Below are 16,904 nucleotides of genomic sequence, written 5' to 3' on the forward strand. Positions count from 1 at the left end.
GGTCCAGTGGCCTTCGATGTCAATCCAGACCACTGTGCAACCGGACTTGCGTCCCGGCGCTGCCGGACCTGAGCTGGACCAGGTCGCAGAGCTGGTTCGCCAGCCAGACGCCGCGTCCGCCGAGCCCGTCGGTCGGTGGCCGGAGCCGCCCGACCAGCACGTCCTTGATCCGGCCGCTGTCCGCGACGTCGAGGACCAGCGTGCGGTCCTGCGCCCAGAGCGACAACGTGCCCCGGCCGCCGCCGAACCGGACGCTGTTCGTGCAGATCTCGTGCAACGCCAGCGCCAGATCGTCCACCCGGTCGGCCGGCAATCCATGGGATCGCGCCCAGTCAGCGGCCCATCGGCGTACTGCGGTCAGCTCGTTCAGCCCGAACTCACGTCGCTCAGCCTTCTCCGGTACTGCGGGCAGCGGCGACCCGAAGAGCCTCAGAGCAGCCTCGGCCGCGGGGTGCTCGCAAGCCGTGACCGGGTGGGTCTCGACCGGATCGAGGTCGGGCGAGAGCACCGTCGCGGAGTACAGGCAGCGGAGCCGGAACGGGCCGGAGCGCTCGAAAGCCACATTGAGCAAGGCCTCGTGGAGCTTGGCCTCCGCGTACTCCGCCTCGTTCCGTCCCGGGTACGCCGGTTCGCCGAGCGCGCGGATCGGGCGGCCGCGGTACTGGCTCAGCACGTCGGCCCACAGCGAGATGATCCGGGCCGGGTTGCGGCCGGCAACGGTGATGTCGATGAAGGCGATCTGCTCGGCGAGGTCGCCGAGTTCCCTGCGGAGCAAGGAGAAGCGCGCTGCCGGCAGGGCGGCCAGCACTACCTCGCCCGCGATCAGGCCGTCGCGAAGGAACGGAGCTGCTCGGCGCACGAACTCATCGTCATCGGCATAGACGAAGGCATCGTGCTGGAAACCGGCGGGACCACCGTTCACTGCGTCAGGGGCGCTGTCGATCAGCACCCGCTCAGAGTAGTCCCGAATCGGGGCCGTGGCGCTGTGACGTGCGGGTCGTCACCCTCGGTCGAGAGTGGTGACTCGCGGCGCTCAGGCGGCCGGCTCGACCAGCTCGATCAGTACGCCGCCGGTGGAGCGCGGGTGCAGGAAGTTGACCCGCGATCCCGCAGTACCGCGGCGCGGCTGGTCGTACAGGAGGACGGCGCCGCGTTCGCGCAGGGTGGCCGAGACGGCGTCGAGGTCGCGGACGCGGTAGGCGATCTGCTGGATGCCGGGGCCGCGCTGGGTCAGGAAGCGCGCGATCGGCGAGTCGTCCGACAGCGGCGCGAGCAGCTGGATCGAGGAGCCGCTGTCGCCGACCGAGAGCATCGCCTCGCGGACGCCCTGGTCCTCATTGATCTCCTCGTGCGCCACGGTCATGCCGAACGTCTCGGCGTAGAACCGGACCGCCTCGTCGAAGTCCGCGACGGCGATGCCGACGTGGTCGATCGCCTCGAAGAGGGTCTGGGTGCTGGTGACGTCCATAACCCCAGATTGGCCTAGTTCGGGCGCGGTTTCCAACTGAGTGTGACCCGATCGACAGCTCCGTACCAGTGTGCTCGCAGGTATCGTGGCAAACATGTCTGACACCACTCGCAGCTCGCGGAACACCACTGTCATAGTCGCCGGCGCGCGGACGCCGATCGGACGGCTGCTGGGTGGCCTGAAAGGCTTCACCGGCGCCGACCTCGGTGGCTTCGCGATCAAGGGCGCACTGGCCAAGGCCGGCGTCGCGCCGGAGCAGGTCGAGTACGTGATCATGGGTCAGGTGCTGCAGGCCGGCGCCGGCCAGATCGCCGCTCGCCAGGCCGCGGCCAAGGGTGGCATCCCGATGACGGTGCCGGCGATCACGATCAACAAGGTCTGCCTGTCCGGCCTGAACGCGATCGCGATGGCCGACCAGCTGATCCGCGCCGGCGAGTACGACGTGGTGGTGGCCGGCGGGATGGAGTCGATGACGAACTCGCCGCACCTGCTGCCGAAGTCGCGCGAGGGCTTCAAGTACGGCGACACGACGCTGGTCGACTCGATGGCGTTCGACGGACTGTGGGACGCCTTCACCGACCAGGCGATGGGCGCGCTGACCGACCAGGCCAACGAGTCCGGGCTGAAGCTGACCCGCGAGGAGCAGGACCAGTTCAGCGCGCGGTCACACCAGCTGGCCGCGGAGAGCTGGAAGAACGGGATCTTCGCCGACGAGGTCGTGCCGGTCGAGGTGCCGCAGCGCAAGGGTGACCCGATCGTCTTCGACACCGACGAAGGTGTCCGGGCTGACACGTCCGCCGAGTCGCTGGCTCGGTTGCGGCCGGCCTTCGGCAAGGACGGCACGATCACCGCCGGCTCGGCTTCGCAGATCTCCGACGGCGGTTGTGCCGTCGTCGTGATGAGCAAAGCGAAGGCCGAGGAGCTCGGACTGACCTGGCTCGCCGAGATCGGCGCGCACGGCTCGGTCGCCGGACCGGACTCGTCGCTGCAGAGCCAGCCGGCCAACGCGATCGTCAAGGCCTGCGCGAAGGAAGGCATCGAGCCCGGCGCACTGGACCTGATCGAGATCAACGAGGCCTTCGCCGCCGTCGGGATCGCCAGCGCCCGCGAGCTGAACACCGACCTCGACAAGGTCAACGTCAACGGCGGCGCCATCGCCCTCGGCCACCCGATCGGCATGTCCGGCGCCCGCCTCGTCCTCCACCTCGCCCTCGAGCTCCAACGCCGAGGCGGCGGCACCGGCGCCGCAGCCCTCTGCGGCGGCGGCGGCCAAGGCGACGCCCTAATCATCCGAGTCCCCCAACAAAGCTGACCCGCACCCACAGCAACGCCCCCACTTTGTGCACCCACCATTCACTTCAACCCTGTATCGGTGACCACCCGGTGCACAAAGTGGGCACGCAGCCGCACCACGCGCCGCGCACCCGCGCCACGTACGGCGCTGCATGCGCCACAAGCACAGTCCGCTTCTCCGCCACCCCGTTCCTTGCACCCGCACCGCGCCCCCGCAGGGGCGCGGTGCGGGGGACTGGGGACCAGCCAGCGGTAGCGTGGCCGACTAGTAGCCATCCCCGAGCTGACAGAGATACCGATGCCCCGACGGACTGCCCCGGTTGCCGAGTTGGTCGAGCGCGCCCGGGGTGGGGACGCCAGGGCGGTGGCGCGGCTCATCTCGTTGGTAGAGGACGAGTCACCGTTGCTACGTGAGGTGATGGCAGCCCTCGCACCCCATGCCGGCCAGTCGCACATCATCGGGATCACCGGCTCGCCAGGGGTCGGCAAATCGACATCGACCTCGGCGCTCGTCTCGGCGTACCGGGCGACCGGGAAGCGGGTCGGAGTACTGGCTGTCGATCCGTCGTCGCCGTTCTCCGGCGGCGCACTGCTCGGCGACCGAGTGCGGATGCAGGACCACGCGACCGACCCCGGCGTCTTCATCCGCTCGATGGCCTCTCGCGGCCACCTGGGCGGCCTGTCGTGGACGACACCCCAGGCGCTCCGGGTGCTCGACGCGGCCGGCTTCGACGTCGTACTGGTGGAGACCGTCGGCGTGGGCCAGTCCGAGGTCGAGATCGCCGGTATGGCCGACACGACGATGGTGCTGCTCGCCCCGGGGATGGGTGACGGGATCCAGGCCGCCAAGGCGGGCATCCTCGAGGTCGGCGACATCTACGTCGTCAACAAGGCCGACCGCGACGGCGTCCAGAACGTCACCCGCGACCTGCGCTCGATGCTCGCGCTGGCCGACCGCGCCCCGGACGCCTGGGTGCCGCCGATCCTGAAAACAGTTGCCTCCCGCAACGAAGGCATCGACGAGGTGGTCACCGCGATCGAGGACCGGCTGACCTGGATGCGCGGCAACGGCGTACTGACCGAGCGCCGCCGCAGCCGGGCCCGCGACGAGATCGAGGCGATCGCGATGACGGCACTGCGCTCGCGGTTCGCGCATCTGCACGGCGACGCGCGACTCGACGTACTCGCCGCGAAGGTCGCCGACGGAAGAACCGACCCGTACTCCGCGGCCGACGAACTGATCGACGCGCTCTGATCGACGAGCCCTGACCGCCGAGCCTGACCGCCAGGCCCTGACCGATTGGCTCCGATCGGCTCTTGTCCAGTTGGTGAGCAGGATCACTCGGTCGGCGCACTGACACACTTGGCGACTCTCTGTCACATCCGAATACGGGCAAGTAACCGACGAATCCGCCCTTCTGCACTACCTTCGTCTCACGGCGGCGCGCCGGTGGGTGCCATGCCCCCTGATCCGTTACAGAATGGACCTTGAAGCTGGTGGGCATTGTGCGGTGGGCTGTGTTCAGTCAGTGACAGTTGGTGACTATCCGTGATACAAACACAGTCGACCGAGTTGGTTGCGAACGAGGAGTGGTGACATGCCGAAGAAGCTGCTGATCTGGCTGGTCATCGCCTTTGCGGCGTTCTATCTGTTCACACAGCCGGAGAACGCCGCAGATGCCGTAGGAGGTGCGTTCTCGGCCGTCGGCGATGCGTTCGGGAGCGTGATCACGTTCCTGTCCGCCCTGTTCAACTGATCCTTCGGCCAAGTGTCCCGTTACGAGCATTCGTGCGGGACACTTGGCTGTAGCGACGCAGGTGAGGGCCGTCAGGCCGACAGCGGGGTGGACAGGGGAGTGAGTGGATGGCCGGAATAGGCCTCTTCAGGATCTTCGATCCCAAGGTGAGGCGCCACCTGATCTCGGACGAGGGCGAGGTTGTCATCGACGAGGTGCGGCACCACTGGGTGGTGTTCACCGTGCCGATGCTCGAGGTCGTGCTCGCGACCGCGCTGCTGGTGGCGATGCTCTGGTTGTCGATCACCGGCGCCGGTGTGTTACTGGTGATCGTGCTGGTGCTTCTCGGGCACGCGTTCTGGCAGTTCCTGACCGAGCATCGTGACCGCTTCGTGGTCACCAACATGCGCGTGATGCGGATCCGCGGCGTCTTCTCGCAGACCGTCGCGACCACCCCGATCGCGCGAATCCTCGACATCACCCTGCAGAAGCCGATCATCGGCCGGATGTTCGGCTACGGCCACTTCGTCTTCGAGTCCGCCGCGCAGGACCAGGGCTTCCGCGAGATCAAGTACGTGAGCCGTCCCGACGACCGCGACCTGACGATCCAGCGAGTCATCCAGCGCACCGGCCTGCGAGCCTCCGCCAGCGTCGACGTCGTCCAGGGAGACGACGACGATTCCGACGACGACGGTACCGGCCCGATCGGGATGAACTCCGCCGCCGAGGTGACCACGACAACCACCACCACGGCCCCCAGCCACCACGCCACCTCCACCCGGGTCGCCGGCAACTCCAGCAAATCGATCTTCAACTCAGAACGAGCCAACTGGACCGACGACCTAGACCACGACTAGCCGGTACTACGCCCGCCTCGCACCTCCCGTGATGGCGCTCGGCCTCTCGCGCCCGACTGGCCCCCTGCTGTACCGCGGCCCATCGCGCATCTCCTCCGTCGACGGCCCAGCTACCCGTCCGCGTGCCGATCGAGAAAGATGGCGCCGGCCGTAACCGGTCAGGAATCGAGAAGCGTGGGGGAATCGGTGGAATTAGGTTTGTGGGTAAGGAGAAACCCACTAGTTCGGGAGTGATGATGAGCGCTACTCAGGGAATCAAGACCGTGTTGCATCCGGTGTCGGACCTGGTGAAGGCGACGGAGTTGTACGCCGCTTTGCTGGGGATTCGGCCGCAGGTTGAGTCGGCGTATTACGTGGGGTTCGAGACGGCGGGGCAGCAGATCGGGTTGGTGCCGAAAGGCTCGCAGAGTCCGGAGGGGCCGTTGGCCTACTGGCACGTGGACGACATCGAGGCGAAGCTGGCCGAGGTGACGGCGGCGGGGGCGACGGTGAAGGACGCGCCGAAGGATGTCGGTGGTGGGCGGTTGGTTGCTGAGTTCACCGATCAAGACGGCAACGTGCTGGGGCTGGTTCAGGACAAGTGATCCCTAAGATCTCGCCCCATGGAACAGGGTGAGATCGACGCGGGGATCCAGCACTACTACTCGAATGTCTTCGATGAGGATGCGCGGCTGACTACTCGTTCTGCGCAGAGTGCGCTCGAGTTCATCCGGGTGCAGGAGTTGGTCGGCGACAGGATCGGGGCCGGGTCCAAGGTGGTCGACATCGGCGGGGCGACGGGGATCCACGCCGCACCGCTGGCGGCCGCGGGACACGAGGTGACGCTCGTCGATCCGGTCGAGGAGCAAGTGGCGAAGGCCCAACGCCACGGGACTTTTCCAGCAGAGGTCGGGGACGCCCGGCAGTTGCGGTTCGCCGATGACAGCTTCGATGTGGCGTTGCTCTTCGGCCCGCTGTACCACCTACGGACACCAGAGGATCGCCTCAAGGCACTCCGGGAGGCGGCGCGCGTCGTCGTACCGGGTGGCTGGGTGTTCGCCGCAGCGATCCCACGCTTCATCCACCACGCAGCCGTCAGCCTGGGCCGGGAGGCACCAAACCCGTACCCGGCCGCGTGGATCGAGCTGCTCGAATCCGGCACGCCCATCCCCGGAGGCCGTTTCCCCGCCGGCCACCTCCACACGGCCGAGGAACTCCAGACCGAACTCACCACCGCCGGCCTCACCGCCATCGAACTCCACGCCATCGAAGGCCCCGCCGGCTTCGCGCTGGAACAACTCCCCAGCGACGAAGACCTACTCCAAGCAGCCCTAACCCTGGTACGACGAACCGGCCACCTCAAAGCCATCCGCGACCTGACCACCCACCTAATGGCCATCGGCCGCACCCCGTCCCCCACAACCCCATAACCCTTTTCCATACGTCGACCACCCGCCCCAGCCACCCAACCCGCCCCCACATCGAGCACCTCACCAACCACCGCCCGCCAACCACCGCCGCCAACCACCGCCGCCAACCGCCGCCTGCCAACCGCCGCCTCCCTCCCTCCCGCTTCTCGGGGGTTAACCCCTCAGAAGCTGGGTTGCCCCATGAGAATCCGGCTGGGCAACCCGCACTCTGAGGGGTTAACCCCCGAGACGGCGGGTCAAGGTGAGCGTCGCGCTGTCAAGAAGGTCGGCCGGTGACACGCAGCGGCCGTACGGACCGGTCCGCAGCGTGATGGCTGGCTGCTGCCAAGTTGCTGGTCGTCGAAGGTGCGGTCGGCCGAGGCGTCTAGTGCTTCAGCGGGGGTTCGTGGTGGTGGGCGGCGGGCGCGGACGGCCACCACTCACCAACCTGCTGTTTCCGTCCGGGAGCGGGCCTGCGCACGGTGGGCTGGGTGTGATCAGGTGAGGTTGGTGAGTGGTGGCGGTCCGGCGTATCGCGTCGACCGCACGCTGAACATCACGAACTCCGGCGGTAGCACTAGAGACGCTGGGGCAGGGCTGTGGAAGGCGCAGGCGTGGACAGCGTGGTGCTCATTAACCGGTCCGGGGAGGATTTTCGCTGGCGCCCGGGGTGTGCGCCCGGGGCGGATTTTCCCCCGGATCAGAACACACCCCGGATCGGGGGTGAAAGTCTCCCCGGTCGCTGTTCCTCACGGCGCTGTCGCGCGGCTGGCAGTTCGTCGGCGGCCAGTGGTCGGAGAGGGCGTCATTGGCCGACCTTCTTGACAGCGTGACGCTCGGCTTAGCTAACCGACATTGGGGTTAACCCCTCAGAAGCTGGGTTGCCCCATGAGAATCCGGCTGGGCAACCCGCCAGCTGAGGGGTTAACCCCTGAGACGTCGCCGGGGTGGGGACAGGCGGGGTGGGGACAGGCGGGGTGGGGGCAGGTGGGGTGGGGTTAGGTGGTGCACTCTGCGACTCGGGCTCGGAACTCTTGTGCTGCGGCGTCGTTGCCGGCTGATTGGTCCAGGTTCAGGTCGCGCCGGCCCCAGAGCCATAGGTAGATGTCGTCTGGGTCGCCGAAGACCTCGGCGTCGACATCTCCTTCGGCGCCCGCGACGACTGTTGCGCTGGTGGCGTCGAGGCGGGTGGTCCAGGAGCGGCCGGCGGCGGTGATGCGGATGGTGGCGTCGACGGGGTGCTCGGTGTCGCCTTCCTCCCACCAGGGGCCGCCGAGCATCAGGGTGAGGATCTCGTCGATGCCGTCCAGAGCGAGCTCGCGGTCGACGGGGGTGACGACGTTGTGGGCGAGCTCGGCGTCGACCCGGTGAACGGCTGTCTCGAGCGCCATCCGGCGGTACCAGAAGGCTGAGGTCTTGTCCGTGGGCGAGAACGTCCACGTCGGCAGCTCGGTGCCCGCCTCCGAGAGGGCGACCACGATCGCGGCGCGCGATTCGTCGTACAGCTCAAAGGCGTCGCGGTGGTCGAGCTCAGGCGGCCACGGGTCGGGGCGGGCGCCCAGGCGGAGGATCTCGATCTTGTGGAGATAGACCTGCGCGACGTGCCGCAGCACGGACTCGACCGTCCAGCCGGGGCAGCTCGGAACCTCGGCCGGCAGGCCGAAGCGGCCCACCTCCGCGAGGCGGGCGGAGTCGGCCTGGAGGCAGGCGAGATAGAAGGCGGCGCGTTCGGGCGGCAAAGACATGTCGCAGAGCATGGCAGCTGCCACCGACAGTTTCACCTTCCGGCAGCGCGCGCCGGGCAACGGGCGCAGACGATCAACGCACTTGCCAGGGGCGAAAGGGCTAACCTTCCGGCATGGCGAGGAAGAAACCGTTGCCGTTCGACCCGATCGACGAGGCTTCGCGGCAGTGGGGGCGCCGCTGGGGTGCCGTCGAGCAGATGCGCGCGGTCACGTCGCTGATGCGCGCCCAGCAGATCGTCATCGGCGAACTCGATGAGATCCTCAAGCGTCACGGCCTCACCTTCGCCCGGTTCGAGGCGCTCGTCCTGCTGACGTTCTCGCGCCGCGGCTCGCTGCCGCTGGGCAAGATGGGCGAGCGACTGCAGGTGCACCCGACGTCGGTCACCTCGATCGTCCGGCGGCTGGAGACGGCCGGCCTGGTCACCCGTACGCCGCACCCCGACGACGGCCGCGCGATCCTGTGCGAGATCACCGCCGAGGGTCGCGACCTGGTCGAGCGCGCCACCGCCGACCTGGTCGCCGCCGACTTCGCCCTGCGCGGCCTCGATGACGACCAGCTCAAGATGCTCTGGTCCGTCCTGCTCCCGTTGCGCCAAACCGCCGGCGACTTCGAGGACTGATAGAAGGACTGAAAGCTCGAACCTATGCAAGACCTATGCACGAAGTGGTATTTAGTAGGACGTCCAAGTACTTTGGGGAGGAGACCACTCCCAGGAGGACGTCATGGACGCCGAGCAGATCGCTGCCGGACAGAGCCGTTGGCAGCAGCGCTACGACGCGTCACGCCGCCGCGAGGCCGATTTCACCACCCTCTCGGGCACTGAGGTCGAGCCCGTCTACGGCCCGCCGGAGGGTCACGACGACCCCCGGATGGAGCGGATCGGCTGGCCCGGCGAGTTCCCGTTCACGCGTGGCCTGCACGCGACCGGGTATCGCGGCCGCACCTGGACGATCCGCCAGTTCGCCGGTTTCGGCAACGCGGAGGACACCAACGCGCGGTACAAGATGATCCTCAGCTCCGGCGGTGGCGGCCTGTCCGTCGCGTTCGACATGCCGACCCTGATGGGCCGCGACTCCGACGATCCGAAGGCGCTCGGCGAGGTCGGCCACTGCGGCGTCGCGATCGACAGCGCGGCCGATATGGAGCGGCTGTTCAAGGACATCCCGCTGCAGGACGTCACCACCTCGATGACGATCTCCGGCCCGGCGGTACCGGCCTTCGTGATGTACCTGGTCGCTGCCGAGCGGCAGGGCGCAGACATCACCAAGCTCAACGGCACGCTGCAGACCGATATCTTCAAGGAGTACATCGCGCAGAAGGAGTGGCTCTTCCCGCCCGAGCCGCATCTGCGCCTGATCGGCGACCTGATGGAGTACTGCGCCGCCAACATCCCGGCGTACAAGCCGTTGAGCGTCTCCGGCTACCACATCCGCGAGGCCGGGTCGACGGCCGCGCAGGAGCTCGCGTACACGCTGGCCGACGGGTTCGGCTATGTCGAGCTGGGGCTCGAAAGAGGCCTCGACATCGACAAGTTCGCCTCCGGCCTGTCGTTCTTCTTCGACAGCCACCTGGACTTCTTCGAGGAGATCGCCAAGTTCCGCGCCAGCCGCCGGATCTGGGCCCGCTGGATGCGCGACGTCTACGGCGCCAAGACCGACAAGGCCCAGTGGCTGCGATTCCACACCCAGACCGCGGGCGTCTCGCTGACCGCCCAGCAACCGACGCTCAACGTCGTCCGTACTGCGGTCGAGGCGCTCGCCGCCGTCCTCGGCGGCACCAACTCGCTGCACACCAACGCGCTCGACGAGACGCTCGCGCTGCCGACCGACCAGTCGGCCGAGATCGCGCTGCGGACCCAGTCGGTGCTGATGGAGGAGATCGGCGTCACCAACGTCGCCGACCCGCTCGGCGGTTCCTGGTACGTCGAGGCGCTGACCGACCAGATCGAGGCCGAGGCCGAGGAGATCTTCGCCCGGATCAAGGAGATGAGCCCCGACGGCACGATGACCGGCGGGATCCTGCGCGGGATCGAGGACGGCTGGTTCATGGCCGAGATCGCCGACGCCGCCTTCGAGTACCAGCAGAAGCTGGAGAAGGGCGAGAAGAAGATCGTCGGCGTGAACACCCAGACCGACACGGTCGCCGGCGGGCTGGAGATCCTCCGGGTCAGCCACGAGGTCGAGGTCGAGCAGTGCCGGGTGCTCGCGGCGCGCAAGACGCAACGCGACGAGGACCTGGTGCGTCGTACGCTAACGGCGCTGGTCGAGGCGTCCAGAGGGACCGGCAGTCTGATCGAACCCATGCTGGAGGCGGCGCGTGCGGAGGCCACGATGGGGGAGATCTGTAACGTTCTTCGGATCGAGTGGGGCGAATACAGAGAGCCCGCCCGCTTCTGAGACGGCGGCAGACCCCGACGGAACGGCCGAGTCAGGCGGCGGCGACGGTGGAAAGCCACCCCGCCGGTGGGGCGGCGGTGGCAAGCCCCCGGAGGGCGGCGGTCCGGCGCCGTCGGGTGACGGCCGTGGTGTCGTCGTCTGTGGCTCCGACCGGACCATGCTCCGGGTGGTCACCGAGCTGGTGAGCTCCGGCGAGCACGTGACGGCCATCGTCAACCCCGACTCGCGCCACTACGAGCGGATCGGCGAGCTCGGCGCCCAGGTGATGGGCGTCCGGGTGGTCAGTGAGTCCGTACTACGCCGCGCCGGCATCGATACCGCCGACGACTCGGCTCTCAGCGCGCGGGCCCTGGTGCTGCTCGACGCCGACGACGTCCGCAACGTGCACACCGCGCTGACCGCGCGCGACATGGACCCGAACCTGCGGATCGTCATCCAGATGGTCAACCCGCGCCTCGGCAGCCAGTTGCACGAGCTGCTCGGCGACTGCGTCGTCATCTCCGGTCCGTCGCTCGCGGCGCCCGCCTTCGTGGCCGGCGGATGGTGGCCGGCCCGGCCGACCTGATCCGCGATCCGCATCTCACCGTGCTGGCCGACACCACCTCGTCGGCGACGCCGGTCCTGCTGCCGGACGGGATCTCCGACCACAGTGACGACATCGTGCTCGGCGTGGGCGTCCAGCCGGTCTGGCGGACCAAGGACGTCCGCCGGGCGGGCTGGCTGATGGCGACCCGCGACGTCCTCGACCGGCGGGTCCGGGCGATCGCCGCGGTGATGGCCGGCCTGGTGATCGCCGGGACGGCGCTGACGCACTGGATCGCCAACATCGACTGGATCCGCGCGCTCTACCTGGCGGCGGGCGCGGTGACGTCGGCGGGGATCGAGGACGACACCTTCTCGAACGCCTCACCGGGGGCCAAGATAGCGGCGGTCGTGGTCCAGCTGACCGGCATCGTGTTGATGGCCCTGCTGACCGCCGTGATCGTCGACTCGCTGATCGGCGCCCGGCTGTCCCGGGTGATCGGCGGAGTCCGCGGCCGGCCGCGCAACCACGTGATCGTCTGCGGCCTCGGCACGGTCGGCGCCCGGGTGCTCGAGATCCTGGTCGAGCGCGGCGTCGCCGTCGTCGGGGTCGAGCACAACGAGGACGCCCCCGGCGTGCAGACCGCGCACCGGTTGCGGATCCCGGTGATCATCGGCGACAGCAGCAACGAGGAGACGCTGCGGTCGGCCGGGGTGGAGCGCTGTCAGTCGGTGCTCGCGATCACCGACGGCGACATCACCAACCTCGAGTCGGCGATGGTCGTCCACGAGCTGAACAAGGACGCCCGGATCACGATGCGGATGTTCGACCACGACCTGGCCCAGCGGGTCGAGCGGCAGCTCGGCCTCGGCCACAGCCGGTCGGTGTCGATGCTGGTGGCACCGGCCATCGCCGCCGCCGTAGCGAACAGGCGCAGCCAGACGACCGTCCCCGCCGGACGGCGCGTCCTGCTGCTCACCGAGGTCGCCGTCGAGCGGGACTCGGTCGCAGTCGGCAAACGGCTCGGCGAGCTGGACGAGACAGGCGGCCTGCGCGTGCTGGCCAGACTGGAAGGCGGCGGCCCCTGGGACTGGACGCCGGCCTTCGGCAAGCCGGTCACCGCGGGCACCCGGATCGCCGTCGCCGGTACCCGGAGCGGGCTGGCCAGACTGCTGCTGGCCACCCGCGCGCCACACCGTTCGGGTGCGTCGGGGAGGATAGAGCCATGAACGTAAGCAGTGAGCACGGAATGCGAGGACAGCGGTGAGCCAGCCGAACTTCTCCCGGCCGGGAGCGATCGACCTGTCGGCCCTGCGCAAGCCGCCCGCACCGCGGCCCGGCAGCGCCCCAGGTGGCCCAGGCGCTCCCGGCGCCCCGGCCGCTCAGGGTGGAGCAGGCGGTGCGTATGTGCTGAACGTGACCGAGCCGACCTTCCAGGCGGACGTGATCGAGCGCTCGCTCCAGGTCCCCGTGGTGGTCGAGTTCTGGTCGCCGCGCTCGGAGGCGTCGATCGCGCTCAGCCCGATCCTGGTCCAGCTCTCGACCGAGTACGCCGGGAAGTTCCTGCTGACCCGGATCGACATCGACGCGAACCCGCAGCTGGCCCAGGCGGTCGGCGTCCAGACGGTGCCGCTGGTGATCGCCGTCTTGCGTGGTCAGGTCGTCCCGCTCTTCCAGGGGGCCGTCTCCGACGTCGAGGCCCGCCAGTACGTCGAGCAGCTGCTCACCGTGGCCGTTGCCAACGGCATCACGGGTCGCACGGACCCGGTCGGCCCGGCGACAGCCGAGGAAGCGCCGGCCGAGCCAGAGCCGGATCCGCGCTACGAGGCCGCCGAGGACGCCGTCGCCGCGGGCGACCTGGATGGCGCCATCTCGGCGTACGAGGCGCTCCTGAAGGAGACCCCGAGCGATGCTGAGGCGAAGGCCGGGCTCGCCCGGGTCCAGCTGGTGAAGCGGACCCGCGACGTACCGGCCGAGGTGCGCACGCGTGCGGCGGAGAACCCGGAGGACGTCGAGGCACAGTTGCTCGTCGCCGACGTGGACCTGATGGGTGGGCACGTCGACGACGCGTTCGCACGGCTGATCAAGACGATCCAGGTGACCGCCGGCGACGACCGCAACGCCGTCCGCCTGCACCTGCTGGAGCTGTTCGAGGTGGTCGGCGCCGACGACGAGCGCGTGGTCAAGGCCCGCCGCCGGCTGATGGCCGCTCTCTTCTAGAAGCTCCTACGGCGTGAAGGTGACGTTGCTGTAGTTGCTGGGATTGGTGATGTTCAGGGCAGCCAGACTGGTGGCCCCACTGGTTGCCCCGGGCATCATTACGTGGTTGAACCGGACGGTGTCGAAGTTCGCCGCGGCGCTGAATCCCTGCAGTACGGCGGTAGTGGTGCCCCGGTCCCGGACCGTGATGTTCTTGACGGTGACACCGCGGACCGGGCCGGCGCCGAGGCCGCGGTCCTCGATGATGAAGCGCAGCCAGGTCCGGTCGTCGACGAGTTTGACGCTGATCTTCTCGATGTCGATCGCCTCGAAGGTGACGCCGGTGACGAGCGCGCTGCCGTAGCGGTGATGGATGCCGATCCCGATCGCCGCGTCGTACACGACGCCGTTGCGGAAGGTGACCCTGCTCTGCGGCTGCAGCGCGCCCTGGCCGACCTTGAAGCCGTAGCACCGCGTCCACGAGATCAGGTCGTCGAAGAGCACGTTGTCGACCACCTGCGGTGACCCCGGCCACGGCTTGGCGATGTCGGTGTCGGCCCGCCAGGTCTTGGTCGTCCACGGATCGTCGAGGCTGATCCCGATGCCGTGCCGGACGGTCACGTCCTGCGACTCGTTCACGTCGATACCGTCGTTCTCACCCATGTCGAAGCGGTTGAAGATCTTGACGTTGGTGAAGCCGAGGTCGCGGGACCGGGCCGTCACGATCGCCCAGGCGCCCGACTCGCGCACGATCAGGCCGTCGAAGCGGAAGTCGGTCGTCGCGATCGGCACCAGGATGTTCGCGGCGAAGTTGTACTGAGTGGCCGCCTGCTGGCCGTTGCCGTCGAGGGTCCCGCGGCCGTAGACGCGGATGTTGCTGGACCCGAACGCCGTCGAGATCCACCAGGTGATGTCGCGGTTCTGCGAGTCCTTGTGCCAGTTGTGGGTGTAGTCGGCCGGGTTGCCCGTGAACCGGAACACCGCACCCGCTGCGAGATAGAGCGACACGTTGCTCTTCAGTACGACATTGCCCACCTTGTAGACGCCCGCGGGCACATAGACCGTGCCCTGCCCGGCAGCGTTCGCGGCATCGACAGCTCCCTGCACTGCGGCCGTCGACATCGCCGCACCCGTCGGGTCGGCGCCTCGCGAGACGACGTTGTAGATGCCCGTTCCGGACGACGCCGGCTTGTCGGTCTCAGCCGGGTCCGCCGCGATCACCAGATCCGGGCGGCCGTCCAGCTTGACGATCAGGTACTCGTCGCGCGGGATCGTGAACGTCATCGTCGAGCCGCTCACGCTGCCCGACAGACCGAGTTTGCGCGGCGAGATCGAGTACGCGCCGATATTGGTGTTGTTGAGTTTGCGGACCGCGATGGTGGCCTCGCCGGCGCCCATCGAGAAGTGCGCGTAGTCGTAGCCGGGGTAGTCGACGACGTCGATCTTGCGGCCGTTGACGGTCAGCTCGTAGTCGGGGGAGCGCGGATAGATCGAGGGCTGGGCGTAGGAGTCGATCTGGGCGGGCGCGGCCTGGGCGGGGGTCGGCAGCAGTCCTCCCAGCGCGATCACCCCCAGTATCAGGGCAGCACGAACTAAGCCTTGCAACATGGGCGGTTCCTCCAGGTGGGCGGTTAGCGGATACCTTCGGAGCGAAGCAGCGTTGCGAGTTGCTGGACGTGCGAGCGGATGATCGCCGCCACCCGCTCCACCTCCTTGTCGGTGCAGCGGGCGATCGGGATCGAGCAGCTGATCGCGTCGCTGGCCGGGATCCGGTACGGCACGGGCACGCCGACGCAGCCCAGACCGAGGACGTTCTGTTCGCGCTCGATCGAATAGCCCCGTCGCCGGGCCTCCGCCAACTCTTCGGCCAGCGCGGCGTGTGTGCCGACAGTGTTGGCAGTCAGGGCAGGCAGCGGGTCGGAGGGTAGTTCGAGCGAGACCTCGGTGGCGGTGAGCTCGGAGAGCAACGCCTTGCCGAGCGAGGTCGCGTGCGCGGGCAGTTGGCGGCCGACCCTGCTGGTCGCCCGCGAAGGCGCGATCGCTTCACGGGTGGCCAGGTAGATCACGCTGGCGCCTTCGAGTCGCGCGTAGTGACAGGTGTAGCCGCTGTCCTCGCGGATCACCTCCAGCGTGCGGATCGCGTGCGGCAACGCCGGATCGCGATCCAGGTACGCCGTACCGACGAGCAGTGCGCGGGACCCTATTCCGACCATCGCGCCGTCGTTGGTCGACTCGATCCAGCCCGTCGCGATCATCGTGTGCAGCAACTGGTGCAGGCTCGATCGTGGGTACCCGGTCTGCTTGTGCAGCTCTGTCACCGACATCGGCCCGCGGGCGTCGCCGAGTACTTCGAGGATGCGCAGCGTGCGCTCGGCCGACTTGACCAGCCGGATCTCTTCGGTCGTCACCAGGTGCCTCCCAGCGGATGGGTGTCGTCGACGAAGACCCCAGCCAACAGTGCCGCTGGATCTTCCCGTACGTCGGTGTCCGGGCCGACGTGATTCTCGGCGTCATCGAGTGGGTGGAAACCGATCGCCTTGCCGGCCTCCAGCGAGAACCAGCTGCGCGTGTTGTCCGAGACAGCCCAGATGAGGTGGTGCCCGGGCTGGTCGAGCTCCGCGACGGTCTCCATCAACCGGGCGAGATCACCGGGGGAGACCCAGGTCGAGAGAGTCCGGCCGCCGGTGCCGATCGTCTCGCCGACAGTGCAGATGCGCGCCGACACCACGGTCATCCCGTGCCGATCGGCGTACACGCTGCCGAGGGCTTCGAGGGCGACCTTGCCGACGCCGTAGTACGTATCGGGTCTTGGCTGGAGCACAGGTGTGGCGGCGGCGTCGCGGGCGGCGACGTACCCGGTGGCGTGCAGCGAGCTGCCGAGCAGGACGCGCCGTACGCCGGCTCGGTGGGCGGCCTCCAGGACGACGTAGCCACCCTGGATGTTGGTCTCGAGGATCTGCTCCCACGGCCGCTCGGCCGAGTGCCCGCCGAGGTGGATCACCAGGTCCGCGCCGGTGAAGGCCGCGGTCATCGCCTCCAGATCGGTGACCGATGCCTGCCGGAACTCTTCACCCGCACCGAGCGACTCGATCGGTGCGATATCCGTCAGCCGCACGACCCGGCCGGGGCGGCGCAGCAGTGGCCGGACCAGTGTCCCCACCAGTCCAGCCGCTCCGGTGATCACGATCAGCACGCCGTCACTCCTTCGACCGTTGACAGATCCGTGAACAAGCTAATACGTTTCAAACCGTTACGCCAGTATGAACAGCATTCACGTATGTGAATCTAAGAAATGGGG

At 68.3% G+C, this 16,904-nt stretch carries 17 protein-coding genes; 11 read left to right on the top strand and 6 right to left on the bottom strand.

Features of this window, described 5'->3' with window-relative positions:
- Positions 1-19: 19 nt before the first annotated feature.
- The gene (locus tag G3I17_RS24185; RefSeq protein WP_164599850.1) at positions 20-949 is read right to left on the bottom strand and encodes a sensor histidine kinase; all 930 of its coding nucleotides are present in this window, start codon (positions 947-949) and stop codon (positions 20-22) included.
- Positions 950-1,033: 84 nt separating this feature from the next.
- Complete coding sequence (gene mce / locus G3I17_RS24190; RefSeq protein WP_164599851.1) at positions 1,034-1,468, bottom strand: methylmalonyl-CoA epimerase; 435 nt, start codon at positions 1,466-1,468, stop codon at positions 1,034-1,036.
- Between the two features lie 94 nt (positions 1,469-1,562).
- Here mce and G3I17_RS24195 point away from each other — a divergent pair, with 94 nt between their 5' ends.
- From G3I17_RS24195 to G3I17_RS24215, 6 genes are all read left to right on the top strand, one after another.
- Positions 1,563-2,780 carry an acetyl-CoA C-acetyltransferase gene (locus G3I17_RS24195; protein ID WP_164599852.1) on the top strand — a complete coding sequence of 406 codons (1,218 nt, stop codon included), beginning with the start codon at positions 1,563-1,565 and terminating at the stop codon, positions 2,778-2,780.
- A 279-nt stretch (positions 2,781-3,059) separates the two neighbouring features.
- A complete protein-coding gene (gene meaB, locus G3I17_RS24200) occupies positions 3,060-4,016 on the top strand; it encodes a methylmalonyl Co-A mutase-associated GTPase MeaB (RefSeq protein ID WP_164599853.1) in 957 nt (318 codons plus the stop codon).
- A gap of 343 nt (positions 4,017-4,359) precedes the next feature.
- Positions 4,360-4,518, top strand: a complete 159-nt coding sequence (locus G3I17_RS39985; protein WP_203590655.1) for a hypothetical protein — start codon at positions 4,360-4,362, stop codon at positions 4,516-4,518.
- Positions 4,519-4,625: 107 nt separating this feature from the next.
- Positions 4,626-5,354, top strand: coding sequence for a PH domain-containing protein (locus G3I17_RS24205; RefSeq protein ID WP_164599854.1), 729 nt, complete (start codon positions 4,626-4,628; stop codon positions 5,352-5,354).
- Positions 5,355-5,584: 230 nt separating this feature from the next.
- Complete coding sequence (locus tag G3I17_RS24210) at positions 5,585-5,938, top strand: VOC family protein (protein WP_164599973.1); 354 nt, start codon at positions 5,585-5,587, stop codon at positions 5,936-5,938.
- 18 nt (positions 5,939-5,956) lie between these two features.
- Positions 5,957-6,763: a class I SAM-dependent methyltransferase gene (locus G3I17_RS24215; protein WP_164599855.1), complete on the top strand. Its 807-nt coding sequence runs from the start codon at positions 5,957-5,959 to the stop codon at positions 6,761-6,763.
- A gap of 977 nt (positions 6,764-7,740) precedes the next feature.
- Here the strand turns inward: G3I17_RS24215 and G3I17_RS24220 are convergent.
- Positions 7,741-8,487 carry a maleylpyruvate isomerase family mycothiol-dependent enzyme gene (locus G3I17_RS24220; RefSeq protein WP_164599856.1) on the bottom strand — a complete coding sequence of 249 codons (747 nt, stop codon included), beginning with the start codon at positions 8,485-8,487 and terminating at the stop codon, positions 7,741-7,743.
- Positions 8,488-8,600: 113 nt separating this feature from the next.
- Here G3I17_RS24220 and G3I17_RS24225 point away from each other — a divergent pair, with 113 nt between their 5' ends.
- The 5 genes from G3I17_RS24225 to G3I17_RS24240 all read left to right on the top strand — a co-directional run bounded on the left by G3I17_RS24225 (position 8,601) and on the right by G3I17_RS24240 (position 13,627).
- Positions 8,601-9,107, top strand: a complete 507-nt coding sequence (locus G3I17_RS24225) for a MarR family transcriptional regulator (protein ID WP_164599857.1) — start codon at positions 8,601-8,603, stop codon at positions 9,105-9,107.
- Between the two features lie 103 nt (positions 9,108-9,210).
- On the top strand, positions 9,211-10,884 hold the full coding sequence (locus G3I17_RS24230; RefSeq protein WP_164599858.1) for a methylmalonyl-CoA mutase family protein: 1,674 nt from the start codon (positions 9,211-9,213) through the stop codon (positions 10,882-10,884).
- The gene (locus G3I17_RS39990; protein ID WP_343238395.1) at positions 10,805-11,449 is read left to right on the top strand and encodes an NAD-binding protein; all 645 of its coding nucleotides are present in this window, start codon (positions 10,805-10,807) and stop codon (positions 11,447-11,449) included. The genes G3I17_RS24230 and G3I17_RS39990 overlap by 80 nt, the downstream gene beginning before the upstream one ends.
- The gene (locus G3I17_RS24235) at positions 11,425-12,636 is read left to right on the top strand and encodes an NAD(P)-binding protein (protein WP_203590658.1); all 1,212 of its coding nucleotides are present in this window, start codon (positions 11,425-11,427) and stop codon (positions 12,634-12,636) included. Before G3I17_RS39990 ends, G3I17_RS24235 begins: the two co-directional genes overlap by 25 nt.
- A 34-nt stretch (positions 12,637-12,670) precedes the next feature.
- The gene (locus tag G3I17_RS24240; protein ID WP_164599859.1) at positions 12,671-13,627 is read left to right on the top strand and encodes a tetratricopeptide repeat protein; all 957 of its coding nucleotides are present in this window, start codon (positions 12,671-12,673) and stop codon (positions 13,625-13,627) included.
- A 6-nt stretch (positions 13,628-13,633) separates the two neighbouring features.
- Here G3I17_RS24240 and G3I17_RS24245 read toward each other — a convergent pair whose 3' ends face one another.
- From G3I17_RS24245 to G3I17_RS24255, 3 genes are read right to left on the bottom strand one after another with little or no spacing between them, the layout of a single operon-like run.
- Positions 13,634-15,214: a glycosyl hydrolase family 28 protein gene (locus tag G3I17_RS24245; protein ID WP_164599860.1), complete on the bottom strand. Its 1,581-nt coding sequence runs from the start codon at positions 15,212-15,214 to the stop codon at positions 13,634-13,636.
- A 23-nt stretch (positions 15,215-15,237) separates the two neighbouring features.
- Positions 15,238-16,014: an IclR family transcriptional regulator gene (locus tag G3I17_RS24250; protein ID WP_164599861.1), complete on the bottom strand. Its 777-nt coding sequence runs from the start codon at positions 16,012-16,014 to the stop codon at positions 15,238-15,240.
- A complete protein-coding gene (locus G3I17_RS24255; RefSeq protein ID WP_164599862.1) occupies positions 16,011-16,799 on the bottom strand; it encodes an NAD(P)-dependent oxidoreductase in 789 nt (262 codons plus the stop codon). Before G3I17_RS24255 ends, G3I17_RS24250 begins: the two co-directional genes overlap by 4 nt.
- Between the last annotated feature and the right edge of the window lie 105 nt (positions 16,800-16,904).

It is taken from the genome of Streptomyces sp. SID13031, assembly GCF_010548305.1.
Lineage (GTDB): Bacteria > Actinomycetota > Actinomycetes > Propionibacteriales > Kribbellaceae > Kribbella.